This is a genomic window from Pseudomonas sp. TMW22091 (assembly GCF_022496705.1).
GTDB lineage: Bacteria > Pseudomonadota > Gammaproteobacteria > Pseudomonadales > Pseudomonadaceae > Aquipseudomonas > Aquipseudomonas saxonica.
Window position 1 is genome coordinate 184,562 of the sequence record NZ_SCFI01000008.1, and the last position, 22,733, is coordinate 207,294.

Genomic DNA, 22,733 nt, shown 5'->3' on the forward strand with positions numbered 1-22,733 from the left:
GTTTCACTCCTGTATAAACACGACTTCAAACGGTTGCAGCAAACGCTCCAGTACAGGCGCGGGCAAAACAGCTTCCAGTCCGGTGCTCGGGTCTTGTACCAATTGGCTGGTAAACGCCTGCGCCGCGTAGCGTTTGCGGGCGATGGCATAAGGGCTCAAGCACACTTTGCGTGCACGCTTCCAGGGCACTCGGGGGTCGTCATTATGGGCCCAGTGCCAGGCCCAGATGGGCACTTCGTGCAAGGTCGCACCGACGGCTTTGGCGGCTCGACTGCTGGCACGGCCCACCGCATCGTGGTCGCTGTGACCGTCTTCTCGCCACGTGGCGAATACCACATCGCCGGGTCGCAAGTGCTGTTTGATGAATGCACTCACGGCGTCCTCGCAGGTCGCGACCTGGGTGTCTTCAAACCCGCCGCGCACCCAGTTCAATCCGCTGAGGCCCAAACGGGTCAAGGCCTCTTCGGATTCCTGTGGGCGAACCTGGCGCAGCCGCTCGGCAGGCCATGCCGTTGACCCCGGATGACTGGCCGTGCCGTCCGTGATCGAAATCAACAGCAGTGAGCGACCGGCAGCGTGCAGCAATTGCAGCAAACCGCCGCAGCCCAGAATTTCATCATCAGGGTGCGGGGCGATAATGACGGCACGAGCACCGTCGGGCACCAGACGGGTCAGGTCGATTGGCCGCATGTCCGCCAGACACCGGGCATTGCGCCAGTGATCCAGCCCGGTGCCTGCACCCACAATCAGGTTGGTGGTCATAGTGGCCATTCCCTTTCAGGCAGCAGGGCCGCCTGTTCGCCGAGCGCTTGCAGGTCGCGCTCGGCATGGCTTTGGCGCAGATAGACCGGCAAATCGGCACTCAGGCGGGCAAAGTGCGGGTTTTTACAATATGGGCCCGCGCCCAACGCCCGGCCTACGTGAGCGATCACCTGTTCGACGCAGGTTTCAACGTGGGCGCGAGTTTGGCGCGCCAATAATTGCGCGTCGGCCGTGGGCTGTTCGTCCACTTGCCGGGCACATTCGGCGAATACGCAGGTGGCGCTGAACAAGGCAGCATTCACCGCTCCCAGATGGGCCAGTGCATGGGGATCGGCGCGCTGGCTACAGTGGTGTTGCAGGGCGTGGGCCAACGCGCTGGCGGCGCCATGCCAGCAGGCGGCAATGCCAATCGCACCTTGCCAGAAGCCGGGGCGCTGCAAATAGTCGCCGGGGCCACCGATACAGGTCGCTGGCGCCTGTTCAAAATGCACATCGAGACTGGCCGTGGCGCTCATGCCGACGGCTTCCCAGCCGTAGGCGGTGATGCTGATCTGCGGTTGGTGCATTTCGACTGCCACCAGTTGCACCGCGCCCTGTTCATCCCAGGCGGTCAACAACCCGTGGCTGACCACCGCCGCTCCTGAACACCACGACTTGCGGCCGTTGAGCACGACTTGCCCGTTGACCCTGCGCACCTGAACCCGGGCATTGGGCGGCTCTGCGGCCCACAGCCCCCAGGTGCTGCCTGCGGGCGGACGCTGCGCATGCAATTCCTGCATGGTCGCCAGCGCGTCCGTATGGCCCTCATAGAGTTTGCACAACCCCAAATCGTTGCTCGCCACGTACGCCAGCCGCTGCCAGCGCTCCAGTGTGCGACCGCTGCCCGGTAAGGGCAGGGTGTCGAGCCCGGCATCGGCCATTTTTTGCAAGCAGTCGCCCAGCGCCTGCGCAGTGGTCATGGGCAGGGTGACGGTCTTGAAAAAACCGTGCAGATCCATGGTCAGTCCTCGTCGGTGTGGATCAGCTCGAACAGCGCCATGGAGCGCCCATTGAGGCTGTAAGTGCTGTTGAAGGCCAAGGTGTCGCGGTTTTTGAAGTCGGGGTCGAAGGTGTCGAACTTGCAGGTCCAGCCTGAACCTTCGGGCACTTCAGGCAGGGTGAAGTCGACGCTGTCATGTTGCGCGTTAACCGTGATCAACAGCGTGGCATCGGCTCCGGCGCGCTGCACACCGGACACTTGAGCGCGACCGTCGAGCAGGATCCCCAGGCAGCGACCGTTGGGGTCTTGCCACTGTTCAATGCTCATTTCGGTGCCTTCAGGGGCCAGCCAGGTCACATCTTTGATGCCCAGCTCTTCGTTGTAATGGCCAACCAAAAACAGGCCACGGCGCAAGATGGGGTAGCTCATGCGCAGCTTGATCAGGCGTTTGACGAACTTGAGCAGCGACTTGCCGTCAGCGTCCAGTTCCCAGTTGATCCAGCCAATTTCGCTGTCCTGGCAGTACGCATTGTTGTTGCCGTTCTGGGTGCGGGCGAACTCGTCACCGGCAACGATCATGGGTGTGCCCTGGGCCAGTAACAGGGTGGCGAAGAAGTTGCGCATCTGGCGCAAGCGCAGGGTGTTGATGTCTTCGTCTTCGGTGGGGCCTTCGACACCGTGGTTCCACGACAGGTTGTTATTGCTGCCGTCCTGGTTGTTCTCGTCGTTGGCTTCGTTGTGCTTGTCGTTGTAAGACACGAGATCGTGCAGGGTGAAGCCATCATGGGCGGTAATGAAGTTGACCGAGGCGTAAGGGCGCCGTCCGCGCTGGTTATACAGTTCCCCGGAGGCGGTCATGCGCGCGGCGAAATCGGCCAACTGACCTTCGTCGCCTTTCCAGAAGGCGCGAACGGTGTCGCGAAAACGGTCGTTCCATTCTGCCCAGCCCGGTGGGAAACCGCCCACCTGATAACCGCCGGGGCCACAGTCCCAAGGCTCGGCAATCATTTTCACCTGACGCAGCAACGGGTCCTGGCGGCAGGCCACCAGAAAGCTGTGCCGTTCGTCAAAGCCGTCGTGGTAACGCCCCAGAATGGTGGCCAGATCGAAGCGGAAGCCGTCGACGTGCATCTCCTGCGCCCAGTAGCGCAACGAGTCGGTGACCATTTGCAGCACACACGGGTGGCTCAGGTCCAGCGTGTTGCCGGTGCCGGAGTCGTTGATGTAATAGCGATTGTCATCGGGCATCAGACGGTAGTAAGAGGCGTTGTCGATCCCGCGCATGGACAGGGTCGGGCCTTGTTCATTGCCTTCAGCCGTGTGGTTGTAGACCACGTCCATGATGACTTCAAGCCCGGCTTCGTGCAGGTGCGCGACCATTTCCTTGAACTCGGCAATTTTGCCGCTGGCCAAGTAACGCGGGTCGGGTGCGAAGAACGCAATGCTGTTATAGCCCCAGTAGTTGGTCATGCCTTTTTGCAGCAGGTGCTGGTCATTGACGAAGGCATGAATAGGCAGCAGTTCGACGCTGGTAACCCCCAGTTTGCGGATGTGTTCGATGACTTCATCGACCATCAGGCCGGCAAAGGTGCCGCGTACATTTTCCGGCACTGCGGGGTGTTGCATGGTGATGCCGCGCACGTGGGTCTCGTAGAAAATCGTGCGTTCCCATGGCACCACCAGGCGATGGTCGTGGCCCCAGGTGTGGGCCGGGTCGATCACTTTGCACTTGGGTACGAAGGGGGCGCTGTCGCGTTCATCGAAGCTCAGGTCTGCGTCGGGGTGGCCGATGGTGTAGCCGAACAGGGCTTCTGACCATTTCAGCTCACCAACCAGTTGCTTGGCGTACGGGTCAATCAGCAGTTTGTTGTGGTTGAAACGATGGCCATTTTTGGGGTCATAGGGGCCGTACACGCGGTAGCCGTAGATTTGCCCCGGATGGGCATCGGGCAAGTAGCCGTGATAGGTCTCATCGGTGTATTCGGGCAGTTCAATACGTTCCAGTTCCACTTCGCCAGTGGAGTCGAACAGGCACAGTTCGACTTTGGTGGCGTTGGCTGAGAACAACGCAAAATTAACACCTAGCCCGTCCCAAGTAGCGCCAAGCGGGAAGGGCAGCCCTTCGCGAATGCGCGAGGGTTCAACGTCCGGTGTTGCAGGGGGTGCTGACTTGCGCTGAGACATAGATGCTCCTGGGTGATCGGGTCGTGTCGCCAATGACGGGCAATAAGTGCCCGTCAGGCGTTATGGTCCTGTTGTAAGTGACGCGCTAGCGTTACGAGAGCAGCGTTAAGGCGTGGCCGGCTTGCGCGGTGCCCGTGGCTTTTTAGCGGCGGCTACCTTGGCAGCAGGCTTGGCCGCTGCCTTGGCAGGCGCTTTGGACGCTTGGGGCTTGGCTGGGGCGAGTGCCTCGGCCTGCGCCAGTTTGTGCGCCATCTCCCAATGCTTGGCTTCCTGCCCATGGGGCCGTCCTTCGGACTCCCAGATTTGATAAGCCAATTCACGAATGCGTTTTTCGTTAGTACTCATCGCAAAGCTCCTGAACTCAAGTGTTGATCATGAGGGTGACGGGGAAGGTGTCCAGAGCGTCGCTGACCCTTAGCGTCCTATTTGTAGTGACTGCGGGCGAGTCAAAAAATCCCTTAAATTTGAGATCTATTCCGTCGAACGGTAGTTCGATGAAGGTTTCACTCCAAATGGGTGTTTTTCCAAGCATTAATGTATGTTTTTGGGTGTAATTGGCGATAAGTCGAGGAACGACGATGACAGCCACTTGCTCATTCCATTGACGGGCAAACGCCACCAGGTGATCGGCATTTTCTCCGCGTACCTCCAGCGGAATATAACGCCCCCGGCTGAACAACTGCGGGTGACGGGCGCGCAGGTTGAGCGTGCGGGCAATCATGGCTTGCTTGACAGCGCCGCTGCGCCAGTCAGCGAGCAGGGCCTGCGGGCTGAGGTCGGCATCGAGCATCTGTTGATGGTGGGCATAGTCCACCGGACGTCGGTTGTCGGGGTCGACCAGGCTCAAGTCCCACCCTTCGCAGCCTTGGTAGATATCCGGGATGCCGGGGCTGGTGAGTTTCAGCAGGCATTGGGCCAGGCCGTTGAGCGCTCCGGCCGGAGCGATGCATTGCGCGGCCTCATACAACTCGGTGCGCAAGCTCAAGCCTTCGGGTTGCAGCAGCAGCCGCTCGATAAAGGCCTTGACCGCTTGCTCATAAGGCTCGTTGGGTGCCGCCCACTGGCTGTCGAGTTTGCTTTCACGCAGGGCCTTGAGTTGCCACTGCCAAATGCGTTCGTGGTAGCGCTCCAGGCCGGGCCTGTCATCCGGGTGCAAATCCAGAGGCCAACTGCTGAGGATGATTTGAAACAGCATCAACTCATCAACGCGGTTCGGGTCTGGCGGATCGACCTGCAGTTGCCGCGCCAGCGGCAGCCAGCGGGCAACGCATTGCGCATACCAGTCGCTGCGTTCACTGAGTACCGCCAAGCGCGCTCGGCAGTCTTCGCCGCGCTTGTGGTCATGGGTGGCGGTGGCCAGCAGGTTGTCAGGGAAACTCGCCAGACGCGTTTCACAGGCGTGATGAAACGTCTCGACGGGTGCGCTGAAGCATTCGGCATTGAAGCCCACGTCATTACGCGACAGCAATCGCCCGTAGCGATAGAAGGCTGTGTCTTCCACGGCCTTGGCGGCCGTGGGAGAGGTCAATTGCTGAAAACGCACGCAGGCCTGCTTGAGCAATGTGCGCGAGCGCCCCACCGGGCGGCTGCGCCAAGGGGCGCCGCCGAGCCACTGTTGCAGGTGCTCGAGCACTGGCCAGTCGGCTTCGCTCAAGCGTTCGCGTGCACCTGCAAGTGCCTGCTCAAACACTGCATCATCCGCCTCACTGCGGCCAGCGGCGGTGATGTAGGTGCGGTACACCGGGAAGTGGATCACCAGCGCCTGCAAGGCTCGGCGAATGGCGCCCAGAGTCAGATCCCGGGTCATGATGTCGCTGCGCGCAACGTCCTGCAGGGCCAGCGCCACCCGTTCGAAGTCGCCCGCCAGTGCACCGTTGAGGGTCTGTTTGCGTGCCAGCAGCGCTTCGGTCTTGAAGTCGGCAGGCCGGTGGCTGTGGGCGGCCCACAACAAGGCCAGCGCTTGTTCACCGTCAGGCTGATGTTGCAGCAGCGAGACCTGATTCATGAACTCGTAGCCGGTAGTACCGTCCACTCCCCAATCGGTGGGCAGTTGTTCTTGGCCCCCGAGGATTTTTTCGACATAGATCGGTACATGCCGATCTGGGCTGAGGCTGTCGATCCGGCGCCTGAGTTTGCGGCAATAACCGCCGGGGTCGGCGAGGCCGTCGATGTGGTCGACGCGTACACCGTCAACCAGACCCTCGGCGATCAGGTCGAACAGTTTGCCGTGTGTGGCCTCAAACACCGTGGCCCGCTCGACGCGTAAACCGGCCAGTTCGTTGACATCAAAAAAGCGCCGCCAGTTGATGTCGTCTGCCGCCGTGCGCCAACTGGCCAGTCGCCAGGACTGCCTTTCGAGCAATTGATGCAGGCGCGCAAAACCTTCGGGGCTGTGTGAGTCGTAACGTAGCAGGTGCTGCTCGATGGCGGCGACGGTGGTGGGCGAGCGGCCCAACTCGGCCAGTTGGCGGTGCAACGCCGCCGCTTGATCGCGGGGATTGCCAAACTGGGTCAGTGCTGCAAATCCCTGGGCCAACGCCTGTAGTTCTGGTAAGTGACTGGCACTCAGCAGCGCCGGGTAATCCAGTGGGCAAATCGGGAAATGATGCGGGCCGTGCTCGGCGTGAAACGTCCCCTGCTGGGCGTTGAAACGCAGGGCAATGCCGCCCGCTTGCAGAGTGGGGCCATAGTCGTCGCCCAGAAACGGCAGTAACAGCACCCCCTCCAGGAGCGGGTCGGCTGAGTGCCACTGAATGTCGAAAAACTCCGCATAGGGGCTGGCCCGCCCCCAGGCCAGCAAGTCCAGCCACCACGGGTTATCGGCGCCGCCTACGGCCATATGGTTGGAGACGATGTCGAGCAGCAACCCCATGTTGTGGGCGCGCAGTTCGGCCACCAGTCGGCGCAACGCGTCTTCACCGCCCAGCGCCGGGCTGACGTGGGTGGGGTCGACCACATCGTAGCCATGCATTGAGCCTTCGCGGGCTGTCAGCAAAGGTGACGCATAGAGGTGGCTGATGCCCAGACTGGCAAAGTAGGGCACCTGTTCGCGAGCGTCATCCAAGGTAAAACCGGCATGGAATTGCAGGCGCATTGTCGCGCGCCAGTCCACGGCCGCGTGGCGGCTCACTGATCGCGCTCCTGTGCTTGCAGGCGTGCGCAGGCCAATAATTCCAGACGGCGTGCCACCTCTGCAGAGTCGAGCAAGGTTTCAGCGTCGGCGGGGAGTCGGCGCTGCCAGTTCGGATGAGTACTCACGGTACCCGGCAGGTTGGGCTGTTCCTCAAGGCCCAATGCATCTTCGATGGGCAGCAGCACCAGTGGAGCCCGGGTGTGCCCGAGAAAACGGGCGCTGGCATCGAGTACTTGATCTGCGCCGCTGGATTCGTCCTGAAAGTTTTGCGGGTCCTGACTCAGGGCGCGATGCAAGCCGTCGCGTTCATGTTGCCGGTGTTCGCGCCAGTGCGTTGCGGTGGGCTCATCGACCATGCCCAGTCGCAGATTCCAATCGATGTCGCGCCCCAGCCACCAGCCGTTGAGCGTCGGTAAGTCATGGGTGCTGGTGGTGGCCAGCGCGTTGTCGGGCCAGTCGAGGATGGGCCTGAAGCGTGCGCCGTAATCCTGCTCGAAGAGCAACACGCGCATGCCGAGGATGGCACGTTCACTGAGCTTTTCACGCAGGCCGTCAGCCACGGTGCCCAGGTCTTCGCCCAGCACAATGACGCGATGACGCACCGACTCCAGGGCCAGCAAACGCAGCATGTCTTCGACCGGGTAATACAGGTAGGCACCCTCATGGGGTTGTGCACCCAAGGGGATCACCCACAGCCGTTGCAAGCCCATTACGTGGTCAATGCGCAGCCCCCCTGCGTAGGCCATATTGGCGCGCAGCATTTCGATAAACGCGCGAAAGCCGTTGCGCTTCAGGCCATCCGGAGAGAAAGCAGATATTCCCCAGCCTTGGCCCTGGCGATTGAGCAGGTCAGGGGGAGCGCCCACGGTCAGTTGTGCGAGTAGTTCGTCCTGACGACACCAGGCTTGGCTGCCGCCACCATCAGCGCCCACGGCGAGGTCGGCGATCAGGCCAATGGCCATGCCGCTGGCGCGGGCCGCTTTGTGGGTGTGCGCCAGGCAGCGGGCAATCAGCCATTGGCAAAAGGCGAAGTAGCCAATGCTGTGCGCGTGCTCTTCTGCAAACACCAACAGCGCAGGGCTGTTGGGGTCGCGCCATTGTTCGGGCCACTGGCGCCAGTCCAGGCCTTGATGCTCGGCGACGTGTTGCGCTTGCAGGGCTTCAAAGCGGCAGTGGTTTTCGAGGGCCTCGCCCCCGTTGTCGCGAAATTGATTGAAGTCTTCGCGCAACGGTTGCTCGCCCAGCAGGAAGTCTTCGTACAGCTGGTGCAGCAGGGTGTTTTTGGCCGCGGTGGCGGCGGGCCAGTCGACCAGGGGCAGTTGTTCCAGCCTGCGAAGTTCGTCGGTCAGGCCGGTGGCTTCAATGGCTCGCTGCACGGCCACTTCACCCAGCACCATGGCGGGTGCGGCGTACAGGCTGTTGAAAAACAGTCGGCTGGACGGCGAGTAGGGGCTGTAACGGTAGGGGTCGCAACTGAACATGGCATGCATGGGGCTGATGGCCAGTGCATCGGCCCCGCGTTCACCGGCCGCTTTGGCAAACCGTTCAAGCGCCAGGCTATCGCCAAAGCCGCCTTCGCCTTCGCGCCTCAACGCATACAGTTGCACGCTCAAGCCCCAAGCCCGGGGTGTCTGGGTGTCGAGAGCATCGGCCATGCTGTAGCAGCGGGCCGGTGCGACGGCCAGAGTGAAGTGCTGATCATCCACTTGCGCGCGGTGGTAGCCCATCGGAATCATGCCGGGCAGATAGGCATCGGCGTCCAGTTGAATATCCAGTGATCCGCCCGTTTCCAGGTACACCACGCAGTGACTGTGGGGGGAGAAGTAGCGGGCCAGATCCAGACCTTTGCCTTCATCGGCGGTCAACAGGGGCGGCAGGCGTTTGTCTTGCTGTTCAAGCTGTAAATTCAACAGGCTGGTTTCAATCGCTGCGTTGCTGTCGGCGGGCAAGCCCAGACCGGCCAGTACCGCTTGCAGCACGTAAGGTTCGACGCGTTGCGGACGGCCGTTAGCGTCGACCCAATCCACGGCCAGACCTGCTCGGCCGGCGAGTATTTCAAGCTGTGATTCACTCATGGGCACTTTCCAGGAACGTGGGGTGATAAGGGCTGGGAACCAGAGAAACCAGCGCGCTGTAAGGCGCTAACAGGCCATGTTCGCTCAGGTGCGTGACCAACTGCGGCGGGGTTTGAAACACCACTTCGCCTTGGGCCGGGGGGTTATAAGCCACCGCTTGGGCGCTCAGGTTGAGGGCGATGTGCAGCACGCTGTGATCGCCCATGCGCCAGCGGGCAGCGACTGCGCCTGTCGCCAATACGTGAGCACCCAATGCCTGGGCACCGTCCAGACGGGGAATGATTGTGTGATGGCGGATGCGCAGCAGGTGTTGATACAGCGCGAGCATGCCCTGACGTTCTTCGTCATCGGCTTTTGGCAAAGAGGGGCGGGCGATCTCAAAGGTCGAGCGAAGATTGGGGTCGGGAATCAGTGGGGCGTGTTCACCTGAAGAAAAATGGCTGAAGGCGGCAAATTCTTTGCGCCGACCTTCGCACACAGCCTCTGCCAGCTCGCCGGTGTAGTCGGTAAAAAAGGTGAAGGGCTCGGGCGCGGCACTTTCGTCGCCCATGAACATCAGCGGAATCATCGGTGACAGGAGCAACAGCGCCGTGGCTGCGCGCAATGCCTGGGGCGGGCATAGCTGGTGCAAGCGTTCGCCAAAGGCGCGATTGCCGACCTGATCGTGGTTTTGCAAAAACAGCACAAAGGCGCTGGGCGGTAATTGACCGCTGGGCTCACCCCGGGCGTGACCGTGACGGTCTTTTTCACCCTGGAAAACAAAGCCCTGACTCAGGCAACGCGCCAATTGCTGGCTGGTGTGTTGGGCAAATTCGGCGTAGTAGGCGTCGGTTTCTCCGGTCAGCAACACGTGCAGGACGTTATGGCCGTCGTCATTCCATTGCGCGTTGAAGTCTTTTTCCAGCAGAAAGGCCTGATTGAACTCATTTTCAAGCGTCAGCCACACATGCCGGGCTGGATCGACGCTTTGGCGTACTCGATGAGCCAGTTCTTGCATAAAGCCGGGATGGTTAATGGCATGCACCGCATCCAGACGTAGCCCGTCGATGCGGTAATCGAGCAACCACATCAAGGCATTTTCAATAAAGAAATTGCGGACTTCCTCGCGCTCGAAATTGAGCCCGGCCCCCCACGGGGTGTGGTGTTGTTGGTTGAGAAACGCTTTGGCGTAGGTCGGTAAAAAATTGCCCTGCGGGCCAAAGTGGTTGTAGACCACATCGACAATTACCATCAGGCCCAAGCCATGTGCCTCATCGATCAGCGCTTTGAGGGCGCCGGGTGAGCCATAGGTGTCATGGGGCGCATAGGGCAGCGCGCTGTCATAACCCCAATTGCGCTCACCGCTGTATTGCGCCAGCGGCATCAGTTCAATGGCTGTAACGCCCAGTTGCGCCAGACGCGGCAGCTGCTTGGCGACCTCGGCATAACCGCCAAACACACCCACATGCAGTTCATAAATGACGGCTTCATGCCAGGGCCTGCCTGTCCAGTGACGGTGGCGCCAAACGAACTCTTGCGGGTCTACCACCACGCTGTAACCGTCGATCCCGCCATCCTGGGCCCGAGAGGCCGGGTCGGGTACTTCGGTTGTGTCATTGATGCAGTAGCGATAACGAGTGCCTTTGGGGCATTCGACTTCACGTACAAACCAGCCGTCAGGTTCAGGTAAGAGGGCCACACAACGCCCGTCTTGAAGGGCGACGCTGACGCTGTGTGCGTCAGGTGCCCACAAGGCAAAACGTGTGTGGTGTGCATCCAGCAAGTGGGCGCCGTGGGGCCATGTTGCCAATGTCTGTGAAGGCATCGATAAAGGCCTCTTTAAGGACGTCAGGTGTGAGTAACTCTGCTCAGTGATTGGGCCACCAGTTGCTCATACAGCTCGGCATACGGTTCCACGGCCTGACACCAGTTGAAGGGTGCAGACATGGCGCGGCAACGCATGGCATTGAGCAGATCGGGAAAAGCAAACACCTTGAAAGCCCGACGCAAGGCGTTCTCATAGCTTTGAGCAGTGGATTCGTTAAACAGAAAACCGGTCACGCCATCTTCAATGGTGTCTGCCAGACCGCCGGTGTTACGCGCCACCGGCAGCGAACCGAAGCGTTGCGCGTACATCTGGCTCAAGCCGCAGGGTTCGTAACGAGAAGGCATCAATAAAAAGTCGCTGCCGGCGAAGATGCGACGAGCGTCGGTTTCATTGAAGCCAATGTTCACCCCCACTTGCCCAGGATGGCGCAGGGCAAGCTCACGCATGGCCTGCTCCTCTTCGGGTTCGCCTCGGCCGATGATGCACATCTGTCCACCCGACGCCACGATAAACCCGGCCACGGCTTCGGTCAGGTCCAGACCTTTCTGATACACCAGCCGAGATACCACCGCGAACAAAGGCCCTTTGGACGGCTTTAAGTTAAACAACTCGCGCACATGCTGGGTATTTCGGGCTTTACCCTCCCAGTCGCCGATGGCAAAGGGCGCGACCAGATGCGGGTCGGTGGAAGCCTCCCAACTTTCATCAATTCCGTTGGGAATGCCGCTGAGCAAGCCTTGCTGGGTTTTGCTGGAGAGAAAACCGTCCAGCCCGCAGCCGAATTCCGGGGTGGTGATTTCTTGCGCGTAAGTGGCGCTCACAGTGGTGATGTGGCTGGAATAGGCCATGCCCGCCTTGAGGTAGGAGAGTTTGCCGTAAAACTCCATGCCGTCCTGTTGCAGGGCATGGTGCGGGATGCCCAGTTCCGGGCAGCTGGCGCGGCTGAATACGCCTTGGTAGGCAAGGTTATGGATCGTAAACAGGGTCGGCGTACGTTGGCCGCGCCAATGCATATAGGCTGGTGTCAGCCCCGCAGGCCAGTCGTGAGCATGTACCAGATCAGGCTGCCAGTGAATCTGCGCGAGATTGGCGGCGATGTCCGCCGCTGCCAGACCCAGACGCGCAAAGCGGATATGGTTGTCCGGCCAGTCACGGCCGTTGTTGGCGCCGTAAGGGCTGCCATCGCGCTCATAAAGCTCAGGGCAAATCAGGACATAGATGACCAAGCCATCTTTCATGTCCATGCGCCCGATTTTGCAGGCAGGCAAGGCGGCGTGGCCACCCAGCTCACCGATGACATGAATCGGGTTATCACTGTGCAGCACTTGAGGGTAGCCAGGAATCAACACCCGCACATCATGCAGGTGGCGCATGGCCCTGGGCAGCGCGGCTGAGACATCGCCCAAGCCTCCGGTCTTGACCAGATCGGCAATTTCAGAGGTCACAAACAAGACTTTCTTTTTATTGGGGTTGGCGCTCCCTGCCGGTAGCACGACCTTGCTGGCAGGAGCGAGCTCAGACAACGAAATTCGGTCGACGGCAGGTAGCTCCAGCCGTTCATCTTGATTGGGCGCAGCAGCACTGATCATGACTCTCTCCCTTTATAGTTGTTGGCTAGCACTTTTCTTCCGGCAACCAATCACCCTTTTCCATTTGGGTGGTACACGCCATCAAATTAAGCCTGTGAGCGATGGCATGAACGACTGACGTGAACAGGCAGTAGCAAAGATTGCACCAATCAGCGTGCCCTCCCATTTACTTGACCTGCCTCTGAGACAGAAGGTTCGTTTTTTTAACAACGAAAAATAAAACGCCGAAGGTCGACAGTCTGGAGTGTAGGAGTGATGTTCGATTCTTGTAGGACAAAAATATGAATCATTGAGATGCCCGATGTAAATGGGCAAGAAACAGTCACGACGGACGGGGAGGGAGGGTGTAGCGCTCACGGGTATAAAAGCCTTTAAATGCACCGTTGCGGTGCATTTAAAGGCTGCGGAGATTAATTGCCGGCGTATTCGGCGATGACTTCTTCGCGGCCATCGTTACGCAAGCCAATGACTTGATAGGCGTCCTTGTGATCGCCCATTTCCATCCCCGGGGAGCCCATCGGCATACCGGGCACGGCAATGCCCTTGAGGTCGTGACGCTGAGTCAGAGCCACCACTTGTTCGGCGGGTACGTGGCCTTCAACGAACTTGCCGTTGATGATTGCGGTGTGGCAAGAAGCCAGACGTGGCGCTACTCCGGCCTGTTGTTTGAATTGGCTCATATCGGCCTCTACATGGTCATTGACCTTGAAACCGTTGGCTTGCAGGTGTGAAATCCATGACTTACAGCATCCACAGTTGGCATCGCGGTGCACGTCGATGGTCAGTGATTCAGCAGCCTGTGCCATTGAAGTCAGCAGCAAGGCCGATAGGGCCACAAGACGCAATGGGTTTTTCATGAGCGACCTCTTAACGTAAATATAAATTCTGCACCCCAGGGCCTGTCAGGCAACTGATGGCGAGATGACAGATCTGTCAGGTGGGGACAGTTTTTACGTTAAGCAAGGGGGCGAAACATGAGGTATTGCTTTTGGCCGTTGACCGGGCACGGTCAGCGCTTTATCTGGAGAGCGGTGCTGAAGCCCTCGCGGGTCAGCACCCTTGCTGAAGGTTGCTCGCGTGTTATCTGGCCTCGCGCGGCATGCCCAAGGCGCGCTCGGCAATAATGTTGCGCTGTATTTCACTGCTGCCACCATAAATCGTGTCAGCGCGGGTGAACAGAAACAGGGCTTGCAGGCGTGTCAGTTGGTAAGGGCCCGACTCCAGCAGCTCAGCTTCAGGCCCCAGCACGTCCATCGCCAGCTTGCCCAATTCGAGGTGCCAGCTGGACCACGCCAGTTTGTAGATGGTCGCTTCGGGACGCAGGCTACCGTCCTGCACCCCCGACAGCATGCGCAACGAGTTATAGCGCAACACACGCAAGCCGCTCCAGGCGCGGGCGATGCGTTGGCGCAGCATAGGGTTTTGTGCTGCTCCATTGTTCTTGGCAATGCGCACCACTTCATCCAGCTCGTTTTGGAACTGCATCTGTTGGCCCAGCGTTGAGACGCCGCGTTCGAAGCCCAGCAAGGCCATGGCAATTTTCCAGCCGTCACCGGGCTGCCCTATCAAGTTGTCTGCCGAGGTGTGCGCCTGATCAAAAAACACTTCATTGAATTCGCTGGTGCCGGTCATCTGGCGAATGGGTTGCACCCGAATGCCGGGTTGAGCCATCGGTACCAGAAAAAACGACAAGCCGCGATGGCCCACGCTACCGGCTTCAGTACGGGCCAGCACAAAGCACCAGTCAGACTCATGGGCCAGCGATGTCCAGACCTTCTGGCCGCTGATCAGCCATTGGCCGCTGTCCGTATCGAGGCTGGCGCGGGTTTTGATATTGGCTAAATCAGACCCGGCACCGGGTTCGGAGTAGCCCTGGCACCAAAAATGCTGACCGGCCAGGATCGGCGGCAAAAAACGCTGTTGTTGTTCAGGGGTACCGAAGGCGGCGATCGTCGGGCCGACCAGCCCCTCACCGATGTGGCCCATGCGACCGGGGCCACCAGCGCGGGCGTACTCTTCATAAAAGATCACTTGCTGGTTGATGCTCAAACCGCGACCGCCGTGTTCGGTGCTCCAGCCGGCACCGATCCAGCCACCACTGGCCACGACCTGTTCCCACGCCTTGCGTTGTTCTGGCGCGAAGTCCTCATCGCCCGGCCCGCCGCGAAAACGCAGGGCCTCGAATTCGCCACTCAAGTGCTGCTGCATCCACGCCGCCACCTGCTGGCGAAACTGTTCATCTGCCGCGCTAAAGCCGGTATTCATGCGCATTCTCCAAAAATCAGTTTGGCCAGTTGCTCGCGGTGAAAGTCCGGACTGCCCAACAGCTGTTCACTGGCGCGGGCACGTTTGAAATACAGGTGCGGGTCGTATTCCCAGGTGAAGCCGACGCCGCCATGCAACTGGATCGACTCCGCGGCACACTGATAAAACCCTTCGCTGGCGTGGATTTTGGCTGCGCTGGCCGCTTCGGCCAGTTCCCGACGGGCGATGGGGTCGCCATCGACTTTCAAGCATTCATCGGCAATGCAGGCGGCGTAGTAACTGGCTGAGCGTGCGCATTCAACCGCCAGCATCAGGTCAGCGCAACGGTGTTTGACGGCCTGAAAACTGGCAATGCTGCGGCCAAATTGCTCGCGGCCTTTTATGTATTCCAGCGTCAGGTCCAGTGACTGTTGAGCGCCGCCTGTCTGTTCGGCGGCCAGTCCGATGGCGGCAATGTGTAGCACATTGCGCAACAGGGGCCACCCTTGGCCGGGCTCGCTGAGTAAATGCTCATCGGTCAGGGCAACGTCTTTAAGGGTGACGGTCGCCAGGCTGCGGGTTTGATCAAGGGTCGGTTGTCGCTGGCGGCTAATGCCGGGCGTGTCCGCAGACACTGCGAACAGACGTATACCGGCTTCTCCGACACTGCCCGGAGTACGTGCGGCAATGATCAACAGGTCACACTCGGCGCCGTCGATGACGTAAAGGTAGTGGCCATTGAGGCGGTAACCGCCGCCGTGGCTCTGTGCGTAGACTTGCACGCCACCGTCATCCCAGCGTGATGAGCTGGTGTAAGCCAGGCTGGCGCTGAGTTCGCCCGCTGCAATCTGCGGCAACCAGCGCGCCTTGAGCGCCTCATTCTGGCTCAGCAGCAGGGCGGGGGTGGCCAGGCAACAGGTTGCGAAGAAAGGCGAGGGCAGCAGGCGACGGCCCAGTTGTTCCTGTAACAGGCTGACTTCGACAAAGCCCAACCCAAGCCCGCCATAGGCCTCAGGAATAGCCAGCGCCGGCCAGTACAGTTCGCGGGCTATGCGCCCCCATGTGTCAGCGTCATAGCCACGCTCGCTGGCCATTGCTGTGCGCACCGCCGTGCTGTCGGCCACCTGAGCCAAAAAGCGTTCGGCAGACTGCACAATCATGCGTTGCTCGTCAGTCAGGGCTAACTCCATACGGTGGCTCTCATCAATGGATACGGTTTAAGGCGCAAGCATAGAAGTGGCGCCGGGTGTTGAAAACCTTAGGGTGGACTAGTCCATTCAGCCGTGAAAAGTCAGATCTCACGGGCTGGGCGTCGACCATGACTGGCAGGCACGACCCTGCGGACACGTGCGGGCCAGACGTTTTGCTTAGTCTTAATGGACGATGATCCACTCACTGCGCATTCCCATACTGCTCCCATGCCTTAGGCCATTTCAGGAGCACTTGTGACTAGCGCAACCCACACTGCATTTCATACCGCCATCGACGCCGGCGTCGCTGAGCTGGTGATTGATCGGCCCCCCGTCAATGCGCTCAACAGCCAGCAATGGCTTGACCTGGCGCAAACGATTGAGGCCTTGGGCGCCAACCCACAAGTACGCGTCATCGTGATCCGGGCAGAAGGCCGGGGTTTCTGCGCAGGCGTCGATATAAAGGAGCTGGACGCCAACCCGGAACTGATCGTGCAGGTCAATGCCGGTAATTACGCCACCTTCAAGGCGGTGCATCGCAATCCGGTGCCGGTGATTGTGGCCGTCCACGGCTTTGTTCTGGGCGGCGGAATTGGCATTACCGGTGCAGCCGACATCGTCGTGGCCTCCGATTGCGCCACGTTCGCCTTGCCGGAAGTAGACCGCGGCGCAATGGGCGGCGGGGCGCACTTGCAGCGCCTGTTCCCGGTGCAAAAAGTCCGTTATCTGTTCTTTACCGGCGACAAGATCGGTGCCGTTGAAGCCCAGCAGTACGGCTTTATCGAGCGCGTCGTGCCCCGTGAGCAATTACGCGAAACCGCGTTGCAAATCGCCCACAAAATCGCCAGCAAAAGCCCGGCCATGATCCGCATCGCCAAAGAGGCGCTCAACGGTATCGAAGACGGCAACCTGGAAGACAAATACCGCTGGGAGCAGGGTTTTACATTACAGGCCTACACCTGTGCGGACTCCGCTGAAACCCGCCGCGCTTTTGTTGAGAAACGCGACGCTGCGTTCTAAGGAGCTGACATGGACCTGACTTACTCGCCGAAACAAAAGGCCTTTCGACACGAGGTGCGTCAATGGCTGGCAGCCAATCTGCCCAGCAGCCCATTAGCCAGTTACGACACCCGCGAAGGCTTTGAGCAGCACCGTCAGTGGGAAGCCAAGCTCTTTGAGAACCGCCTGTCGATGGTCATGTGGCCCACCGAGCTGGGTGGGCGTGGCTGCGATCTGATTGAGTGGTTGATTTTCGAGGAAGAATATTACGGTGCCGGTGCCCCCATGCGGGTTAACCAGAACGGTCAGTTGCTGCTCGGCACGACCTTGATGGAGTTCGGCACTGAGGAGCAAAAAAAGCGCTTTCTGCCGCGCATGGCTGCCAGTGCTGATATGTGGGCTCAAGGCTGGTCTGAGCCGAACGCCGGTTCGGACATGGCCGCCATCACCAGTAAAGCCACTCGTGAGGGTGACGAGTATGTGCTCAATGGACAGAAAACCTGGTCGACCCGGGCGATTTTTGCCGACTGGCTGTTTGGCTTGTTCCGCAGCGATCCGGCGTCCAGCCGCCATCATGGTTTGTCGTTTGTCATGGTGCCGCTCAATGCGCCGGGCGTAACGGTGCGTCCAATCAAGGCGCTGAACGGCAAAGATGCGTTTGCCGAAGTGTTTTTTGATGACGTGCGTATCCCGCTGCAAAACCGTATTGGTGATGAAGGGCAGGGCTGGCACGTGGCGATGGCCACGGCTGGCTTTGAGCGGGGCTTGCTGTTGCGTTCGCCCGCCCGTTTTCAGTACACCGCCCGCAAGTTGGTGGAGTTGTATCAAAACCATCGTGTCAGTGCCGACCGTGACCCGACGTTGGGCGAGGCGGTGTGCAAGGCGTGGTCGGACGCCCAGGCGTATGCCTTGTCCGCCTATCACACGGTGGGACGCCTGAACCGGGGTGCGCATATTGGTGCCGAGTCGAGCATCAATAAAATCATCTGGTCGGAACTTGACCTGCGCATGCACGAAACCGCCATGCGCATTCTCGGTGCCCACGGCGAACTGACCGGGCAGTTGGACGGTGGGTACAACTGGCTCGAAGGCTTTTTGTTTGCTCAGGCAGGGCCTATTTACGCCGGCACCAACGAGATCCAGCGCAACATCATCGCCGAGCGCATGCTCGGCCTGCCGAAGTGAGGCCGGGAATGGACTTTACCTTTACCGAAGACCAGCAAACGTTTCGCGAAGCCATCAGCCGTTTTTTGATGACTGAAGCTGCACCCGAAATGCTCCGCGAAATCTGGGAAACCGATCTCGGTCGCTCGCCAGACTTGCGCAACAAAATAGCTGCGCAGGGTTTGACTGCGCTTTCAGTGCCCGAAGCCTACGGCGGTTTGGGTATGGATGATGTGGCGTGGGCGTTGATGACCCAGGAACTGGGCTACTACGCCATTCCCGATTCACTCAGCGACACCGCGTATGTGGCCAGCGCGATGATTGCCGGTTTGGCAGCGGACACCGCCACACGCAGCGAGTGGCTGAGCGGCATTGCTGACGGCAGCCTGCGCATTGCCATTGGTCACCCGGTGAACCCGATGGTGGCCGATGCGGCTCACGCGGATTTGCTGCTACTGGCTCAGGGGGACGAAGTCCACGTGGTGCCCCGTAGCGAGGTCGATGTGCATCCCCTCAGCAGCCTGGATGCCTCACGGCGTCTGGCCCGTGTCAGTTGGCAGTCGACTACTTCAACGCTGGTGGCCGACGGCCCGTGTGGTCGCCATTTGTGGGCGCAAACCCTGAACCGTGGGGCGCTGTCGGTGGCGGGGCAATTGCTCGGTCTGGCCCAGCGCATGCTTGACCTCTCGGTGGACTACGCCGCGCAGCGCAAACAGTTCGGCAAGCCGATAGGCAGTTTTCAAGCGGTCAAGCATCACTTGGCCGATGTTGCCACGCAGATTGAGTTTGCCAAGCCGGTGCTGTATCGCGCGGCCTATGCATTGGCTCACGGCGAGCAATACGCCAGCGTCTGGGTCTCGCAAGCGCGTCTGGCGTGCTGTGAAGCCAGTTGGCTGGCGGCCCGCCACGGTATTCAGGTGCACGGTGCCATGGGCTACACCTGGGAAGTTGACCTGCAAATGTTCATGAAGCGCGCCTGGGCGCTGGACAATGCCTGGGGCGATCGCGCCCTGCATAAAAGACGCGTGGCAGACCACGTACTCAGCGGTGCTGCGCCTCTGGGCCCAGGCCACACCTTCGAGGATTGATGATGCCCCAAGCCTATATTGTTGATGCCTTGCGCAGCCCGACCGGCAAGCGTAAAGGCGGGTTGGCCCATGTGCACGCGATTGACCTGGGCGCCCATGTGCTTAAAGCGCTGGTGGAGCGTAACCAGATCCCCGCCGACGAATACGACGACGTGATTTTTGGTTGCGTTGACACCATTGGTTCGCAGGCCGGGGACATTGCCCGCACCAGTTGGCTGGCGGCGGGCCTGCCGCTCAACGTACCGGGCACCACCATTGACCGACAGTGCGGCTCATCGCAGCAGGCGCTGCACTTTGCCGCGCAAGCCGTCATGAGCGGTACTCAGGATGTGATTGCGGTGGGTGGTGTGCAAACCATGACCCAGATTCCGATTTCATCGGCGATGTTGGCGGGGCAGCCGCTTGGGTTCAGTGATCCGTTTTCTGGCAGCAAGGGCTGGCAGGCGCGTTTTGGCAACCAGCCGGTGAATCAGTTTTACGCAGCGCAGCGCATCGCCGATCACTGGCAGATCACCCGCCAGCAGATGGAAGCCTACGCGCTGGAAAGTCATCGCCGTGCGCTGGACGCGATTGCCGGGCGCCGTTTCGTCAATGAGATCGTGCCGTGCGAAGGCGTTTGGGACGATGAAACGCCGCGTCAGACCAGTCTGGCCAAAATGGCTGAGCTGGAGCCGGTGTCTGCTGAGTTCCCATCCATCACCGCGGCTGTTTCCAGTCAGACCTGTGACGCCTCGGCCGCTTTGCTGGTGGTCTCCGAGGCGGCGCTCAAGCGCTATAACCTGACCCCCAGAGCACGCATCCATCACCTGTGCGTGATGGGCGACGATCCGATCTGGCACCTCACTGCCCCCATTGCAGCCACGCGCATGGCATTGAAAAAGGCCGGTATGCGCATGCAAGACATCGATCTGGTGGAAATTAACGAAGCCTTTGCGTCTGTGGTGATGGCATGGGCCAAGGAGCTGGATTATGACCCGGCTCGCACCAATGCCAATGGCGGAGCCATTGCCCTGGGGCACCCGTTGGGCGCCAGTGGTGCCCGGTTGATGACCAGCTTGCTCAATCAGTTGGAGCGCAGTGGCGGCCGTTATGGGCTGCAGACCATGTGCGAAGGCGGCGGGCAAGCCAACGTAACCATCATTGAGCGTCTTTAGGAGTACCGAGATGGCCATTTGTGAAGGACGTACCGTGATTATTACTGGCGCGGGGGGTGGTTTGGGCCGCGCCTATGCGCTGGCGTTTGCCGAACAGGGCGCCAATGTGGTGGTCAATGACATTCGCCGTGAAGCGGCCGAAGACGTGGTGGGCGAGATTCGCCAGCGCGGCGGGCAAGCGATTGCCAACGCGGATGACATCACCACGGTTGCGACGGCGCAGTTGATTGTCGATGCTGCACTGGCCGCCTTTGGTGAAGTTCATGTGTTGGTTAACAACGCCGGGATTTTGCGCGACCGTATGTTTATCAGTCTGGGCGAAGACGATTGGGATGCGGTGATGCGCGTGCACCTCAAGGGGCACTTTTGCCTGGCCAACATTCTGGGCAAGCGCTGGCGCGATCAGGCCAAGGCCGGGCACCCCGTGGACGCGCGGATTATCAATACCAGTTCGGGTGCGGGTTTGCAGGGTTCGGTGGGGCAGTCCAATTACAGTGCGGCCAAAGGCGGTATTGCCGCGTTGACGCTGGTGCAAGCGGCTGAGCTGGCGCGTTATGGCGTCACGGCTAATGCGTTGGCCCCGGCGGCGCGCACCTCGATGACTGAAAGTGCGATGCCGGACATTGTGAAAAAGCCGGAAGACGGCGGGTTTGATGCCTGGGCGCCAGAAAACGTCGCGCCGTTGGTGGTGTGGCTGGGCAGCAGCCTGTCGCGGGATGTGACTGGGCAAATCATTGAGAGCCAGGGCGGGCGGCTGTCGCTGGGCGATGGCTGGCGTACGGGCGTGACCCGTGACAAGGGCGCGCAGTGGCAGCCTGAAGAAGTGGGCGTGGCCATGAGCCAGATATTAGCTGAAGCGCCGAAGCCGCAAAGGGTTTGGGGCAGCTGAGACGGCTGAACCCTGGCCCTCACCCCAGCCCTCTCCCGGAGGGAGAGGGGGCTAGAAGCGGATCTGCTTTTGCCTTTAGTCCCCTCTCCCGGAGGGAGAGGGGCTAGAAGCGGATCTGCTTTTGCCTTTAGTCCCCTCTCCCTCTGGGAGAGGGCTAGGGTGAGGGGCTTTTGTTTGCCATCACAATAAGAGAATTCAACCATGAGACAAGCACCTCCCTACGTCCCCGGCCACCAGCTTTTGGCAGGCAAGTCGATCCTGATCACCGCCGCAGCCGGTGCAGGTATCGGCTATGCCGCCGCCAAACGCTGCGCCGAAGAAGGCTGTCGCGCCTTGATGATTTCCGATATTCACCCGCGTCGTCTCGAAGAAGCGGTTGAGCGCTTGAAAGCCGAGACCGGCCTGCAAGCGGTCTTCGGTCAACTGTGCAACGTCACGGTTGAAGCCGACGTGCAAGCCCTTGTCGCCGCTGCTGAAGACGCCTTGGGCGGCGTCGATGTACTGATCAACAACGCAGGTCTGGGCGGCCAGGTGCGTCTCACCGAAATGACCGATCAACAATGGTCTTCTGTGCTCGACATCACTCTCACCGGCACCATGCGCATGACCCGCGCCATGCTGCCGCACATGGAGCGTCGTGGCGCCGGAGCTATCGTCAACAACGCCTCGGTACTGGGCTGGCGGGCGCAAAAAGAACAGGCCCATTACGCCGCGGCCAAGGCCGGGGTGATGGCACTGACCCGTTGCAGCGCGCTGGAAGCTGCCGAGAGCGGTGTGCGGATCAATGCCGTCGCGCCGTCGATTGCGCTGCATGACTTCCTGAAAAAAGCCTCCAGCAGCGAGCTGCTCGAACAACTGACCAGCCGCGAAGCCTTTGGTCGCGCGGCCGAAGTTTGGGAAGTGGCCAACGTCATGGTGTTTTTGGCCAGCGATTACGCCTCTTACATGGTCGGTGAAGTGTTGCCGGTCAGTTCGCAGCAGGCTTGAGGTGAACCCATGAGCACACTCTTCAGCAGCGCCGCGCAATTGCTTGCCGCACAGGGACAGGATCTGGGCCGTACTGACTGGCTGGAACTGACTCAGGAACGCATTAACCTGTTCGCCGAAGCCACGGGCGATCATCAGTGGATTCATGTCGACCCTGAGCGTGCTGCCAGCGGCCCGTTTGGTGCCTGCATTGCCCACGGCTATCTGACGCTGGCCCTGGCCAATCTGTTTATGCCGCAATTGATGCAGTTCGACAATCTGGCCATGGGTGTCAATTACGGCAGCGACCGCTTGCGCTTTCCGGCGGTGGTCAAAGTCGGCTCGCGGGTGCGCGGGCATGGCCAGATCGTGCAGGTCGAGGTGCTCGGAGCTGCCTTGCAGGCGGTGGTGCGCATCAGCGTTGAAATCGAAGGCAGCGAGCGCCCCGGCTGTGTGGTGGACACCATCAGCCGTTACACCTTCAACCCTATTGAACAGTGAGTGGTGAGC

General features: G+C 60.3%; 18 protein-coding genes. 7 read left to right on the top strand and 11 right to left on the bottom strand.

Going from position 1 to position 22,733, the window contains the following annotated elements; genetic code table 11:
* Positions 1–3 precede the first annotated feature (3 nt).
* From EQV93_RS16435 to EQV93_RS16485, 11 genes are all read right to left on the bottom strand, one after another.
* Positions 4–762, bottom strand: coding sequence for a PIG-L deacetylase family protein (locus tag EQV93_RS16435; protein ID WP_240891943.1), 759 nt, complete (start codon positions 760–762; stop codon positions 4–6).
* The gene (locus EQV93_RS16440; RefSeq protein WP_240891944.1) at positions 759–1,760 is read right to left on the bottom strand and encodes an acyl-CoA dehydrogenase; all 1,002 of its coding nucleotides are present in this window, start codon (positions 1,758–1,760) and stop codon (positions 759–761) included. The genes EQV93_RS16435 and EQV93_RS16440 overlap by 4 nt, the downstream gene beginning before the upstream one ends.
* 2 nt (positions 1,761–1,762) lie before the next feature.
* Complete coding sequence (gene glgX / locus EQV93_RS16445; RefSeq protein ID WP_240891945.1) at positions 1,763–3,925, bottom strand: glycogen debranching protein GlgX; 2,163 nt, start codon at positions 3,923–3,925, stop codon at positions 1,763–1,765.
* A gap of 105 nt (positions 3,926–4,030) precedes the next feature.
* On the bottom strand, positions 4,031–4,270 hold the full coding sequence (locus EQV93_RS16450; protein ID WP_240891946.1) for a DUF2934 domain-containing protein: 240 nt from the start codon (positions 4,268–4,270) through the stop codon (positions 4,031–4,033).
* A 16-nt stretch (positions 4,271–4,286) separates the two neighbouring features.
* Entirely contained in the window at positions 4,287–7,019 is a 2,733-nt protein-coding gene (locus EQV93_RS16455; protein WP_240891964.1) for a malto-oligosyltrehalose synthase, read from the bottom strand.
* Positions 7,020–7,051: 32 nt separating this feature from the next.
* Positions 7,052–9,133, bottom strand: coding sequence for a 4-alpha-glucanotransferase (gene malQ, locus EQV93_RS16460; protein WP_146387155.1), 2,082 nt, complete (start codon positions 9,131–9,133; stop codon positions 7,052–7,054).
* Positions 9,126–10,937: a malto-oligosyltrehalose trehalohydrolase gene (treZ, locus tag EQV93_RS16465; RefSeq protein ID WP_240891947.1), complete on the bottom strand. Its 1,812-nt coding sequence runs from the start codon at positions 10,935–10,937 to the stop codon at positions 9,126–9,128. The genes malQ and treZ overlap by 8 nt, the downstream gene beginning before the upstream one ends.
* 23 nt (positions 10,938–10,960) lie before the next feature.
* Positions 10,961–12,529: a glycogen synthase GlgA gene (gene glgA / locus EQV93_RS16470; RefSeq protein ID WP_240891948.1), complete on the bottom strand. Its 1,569-nt coding sequence runs from the start codon at positions 12,527–12,529 to the stop codon at positions 10,961–10,963.
* Positions 12,530–12,939: 410 nt separating this feature from the next.
* Positions 12,940–13,386, bottom strand: a complete 447-nt coding sequence (locus EQV93_RS16475; RefSeq protein ID WP_146425316.1) for a DUF411 domain-containing protein — start codon at positions 13,384–13,386, stop codon at positions 12,940–12,942.
* 223 nt (positions 13,387–13,609) lie between these two features.
* Complete coding sequence (locus tag EQV93_RS16480; RefSeq protein ID WP_146425313.1) at positions 13,610–14,794, bottom strand: acyl-CoA dehydrogenase family protein; 1,185 nt, start codon at positions 14,792–14,794, stop codon at positions 13,610–13,612.
* Positions 14,791–15,963 carry an acyl-CoA dehydrogenase family protein gene (locus tag EQV93_RS16485; RefSeq protein WP_122783653.1) on the bottom strand — a complete coding sequence of 391 codons (1,173 nt, stop codon included), beginning with the start codon at positions 15,961–15,963 and terminating at the stop codon, positions 14,791–14,793. The genes EQV93_RS16480 and EQV93_RS16485 overlap by 4 nt, the downstream gene beginning before the upstream one ends.
* Before the next feature lie 255 nt (positions 15,964–16,218).
* On the opposite strand from EQV93_RS16485, the gene EQV93_RS16490 reads away from it, so the two are divergent.
* The 7 genes from EQV93_RS16490 (at position 16,219) to EQV93_RS16520 (ending at position 22,724) form a co-directional block, all read left to right on the top strand.
* Entirely contained in the window at positions 16,219–16,983 is a 765-nt protein-coding gene (locus tag EQV93_RS16490; RefSeq protein ID WP_122783652.1) for an enoyl-CoA hydratase family protein, read from the top strand.
* A 9-nt stretch (positions 16,984–16,992) separates the two neighbouring features.
* Positions 16,993–18,147: an acyl-CoA dehydrogenase family protein gene (locus EQV93_RS16495; RefSeq protein WP_240891949.1), complete on the top strand. Its 1,155-nt coding sequence runs from the start codon at positions 16,993–16,995 to the stop codon at positions 18,145–18,147.
* Positions 18,148–18,155: 8 nt separating this feature from the next.
* Entirely contained in the window at positions 18,156–19,214 is a 1,059-nt protein-coding gene (locus EQV93_RS16500) for an acyl-CoA dehydrogenase family protein (RefSeq protein WP_146387163.1), read from the top strand.
* A 2-nt stretch (positions 19,215–19,216) separates the two neighbouring features.
* Positions 19,217–20,368 carry an acetyl-CoA C-acetyltransferase gene (locus EQV93_RS16505; RefSeq protein WP_122783649.1) on the top strand — a complete coding sequence of 384 codons (1,152 nt, stop codon included), beginning with the start codon at positions 19,217–19,219 and terminating at the stop codon, positions 20,366–20,368.
* 10 nt (positions 20,369–20,378) lie between these two features.
* On the top strand, positions 20,379–21,257 hold the full coding sequence (locus EQV93_RS16510) for an SDR family oxidoreductase (RefSeq protein WP_122783648.1): 879 nt from the start codon (positions 20,379–20,381) through the stop codon (positions 21,255–21,257).
* A gap of 201 nt (positions 21,258–21,458) precedes the next feature.
* Positions 21,459–22,244, top strand: a complete 786-nt coding sequence (locus tag EQV93_RS16515) for an SDR family oxidoreductase (protein ID WP_122783647.1) — start codon at positions 21,459–21,461, stop codon at positions 22,242–22,244.
* 9 nt (positions 22,245–22,253) lie between these two features.
* Complete coding sequence (locus tag EQV93_RS16520) at positions 22,254–22,724, top strand: MaoC family dehydratase (RefSeq protein WP_122783646.1); 471 nt, start codon at positions 22,254–22,256, stop codon at positions 22,722–22,724.
* The last annotated feature ends 9 nt before the right edge of the window (positions 22,725–22,733 follow it).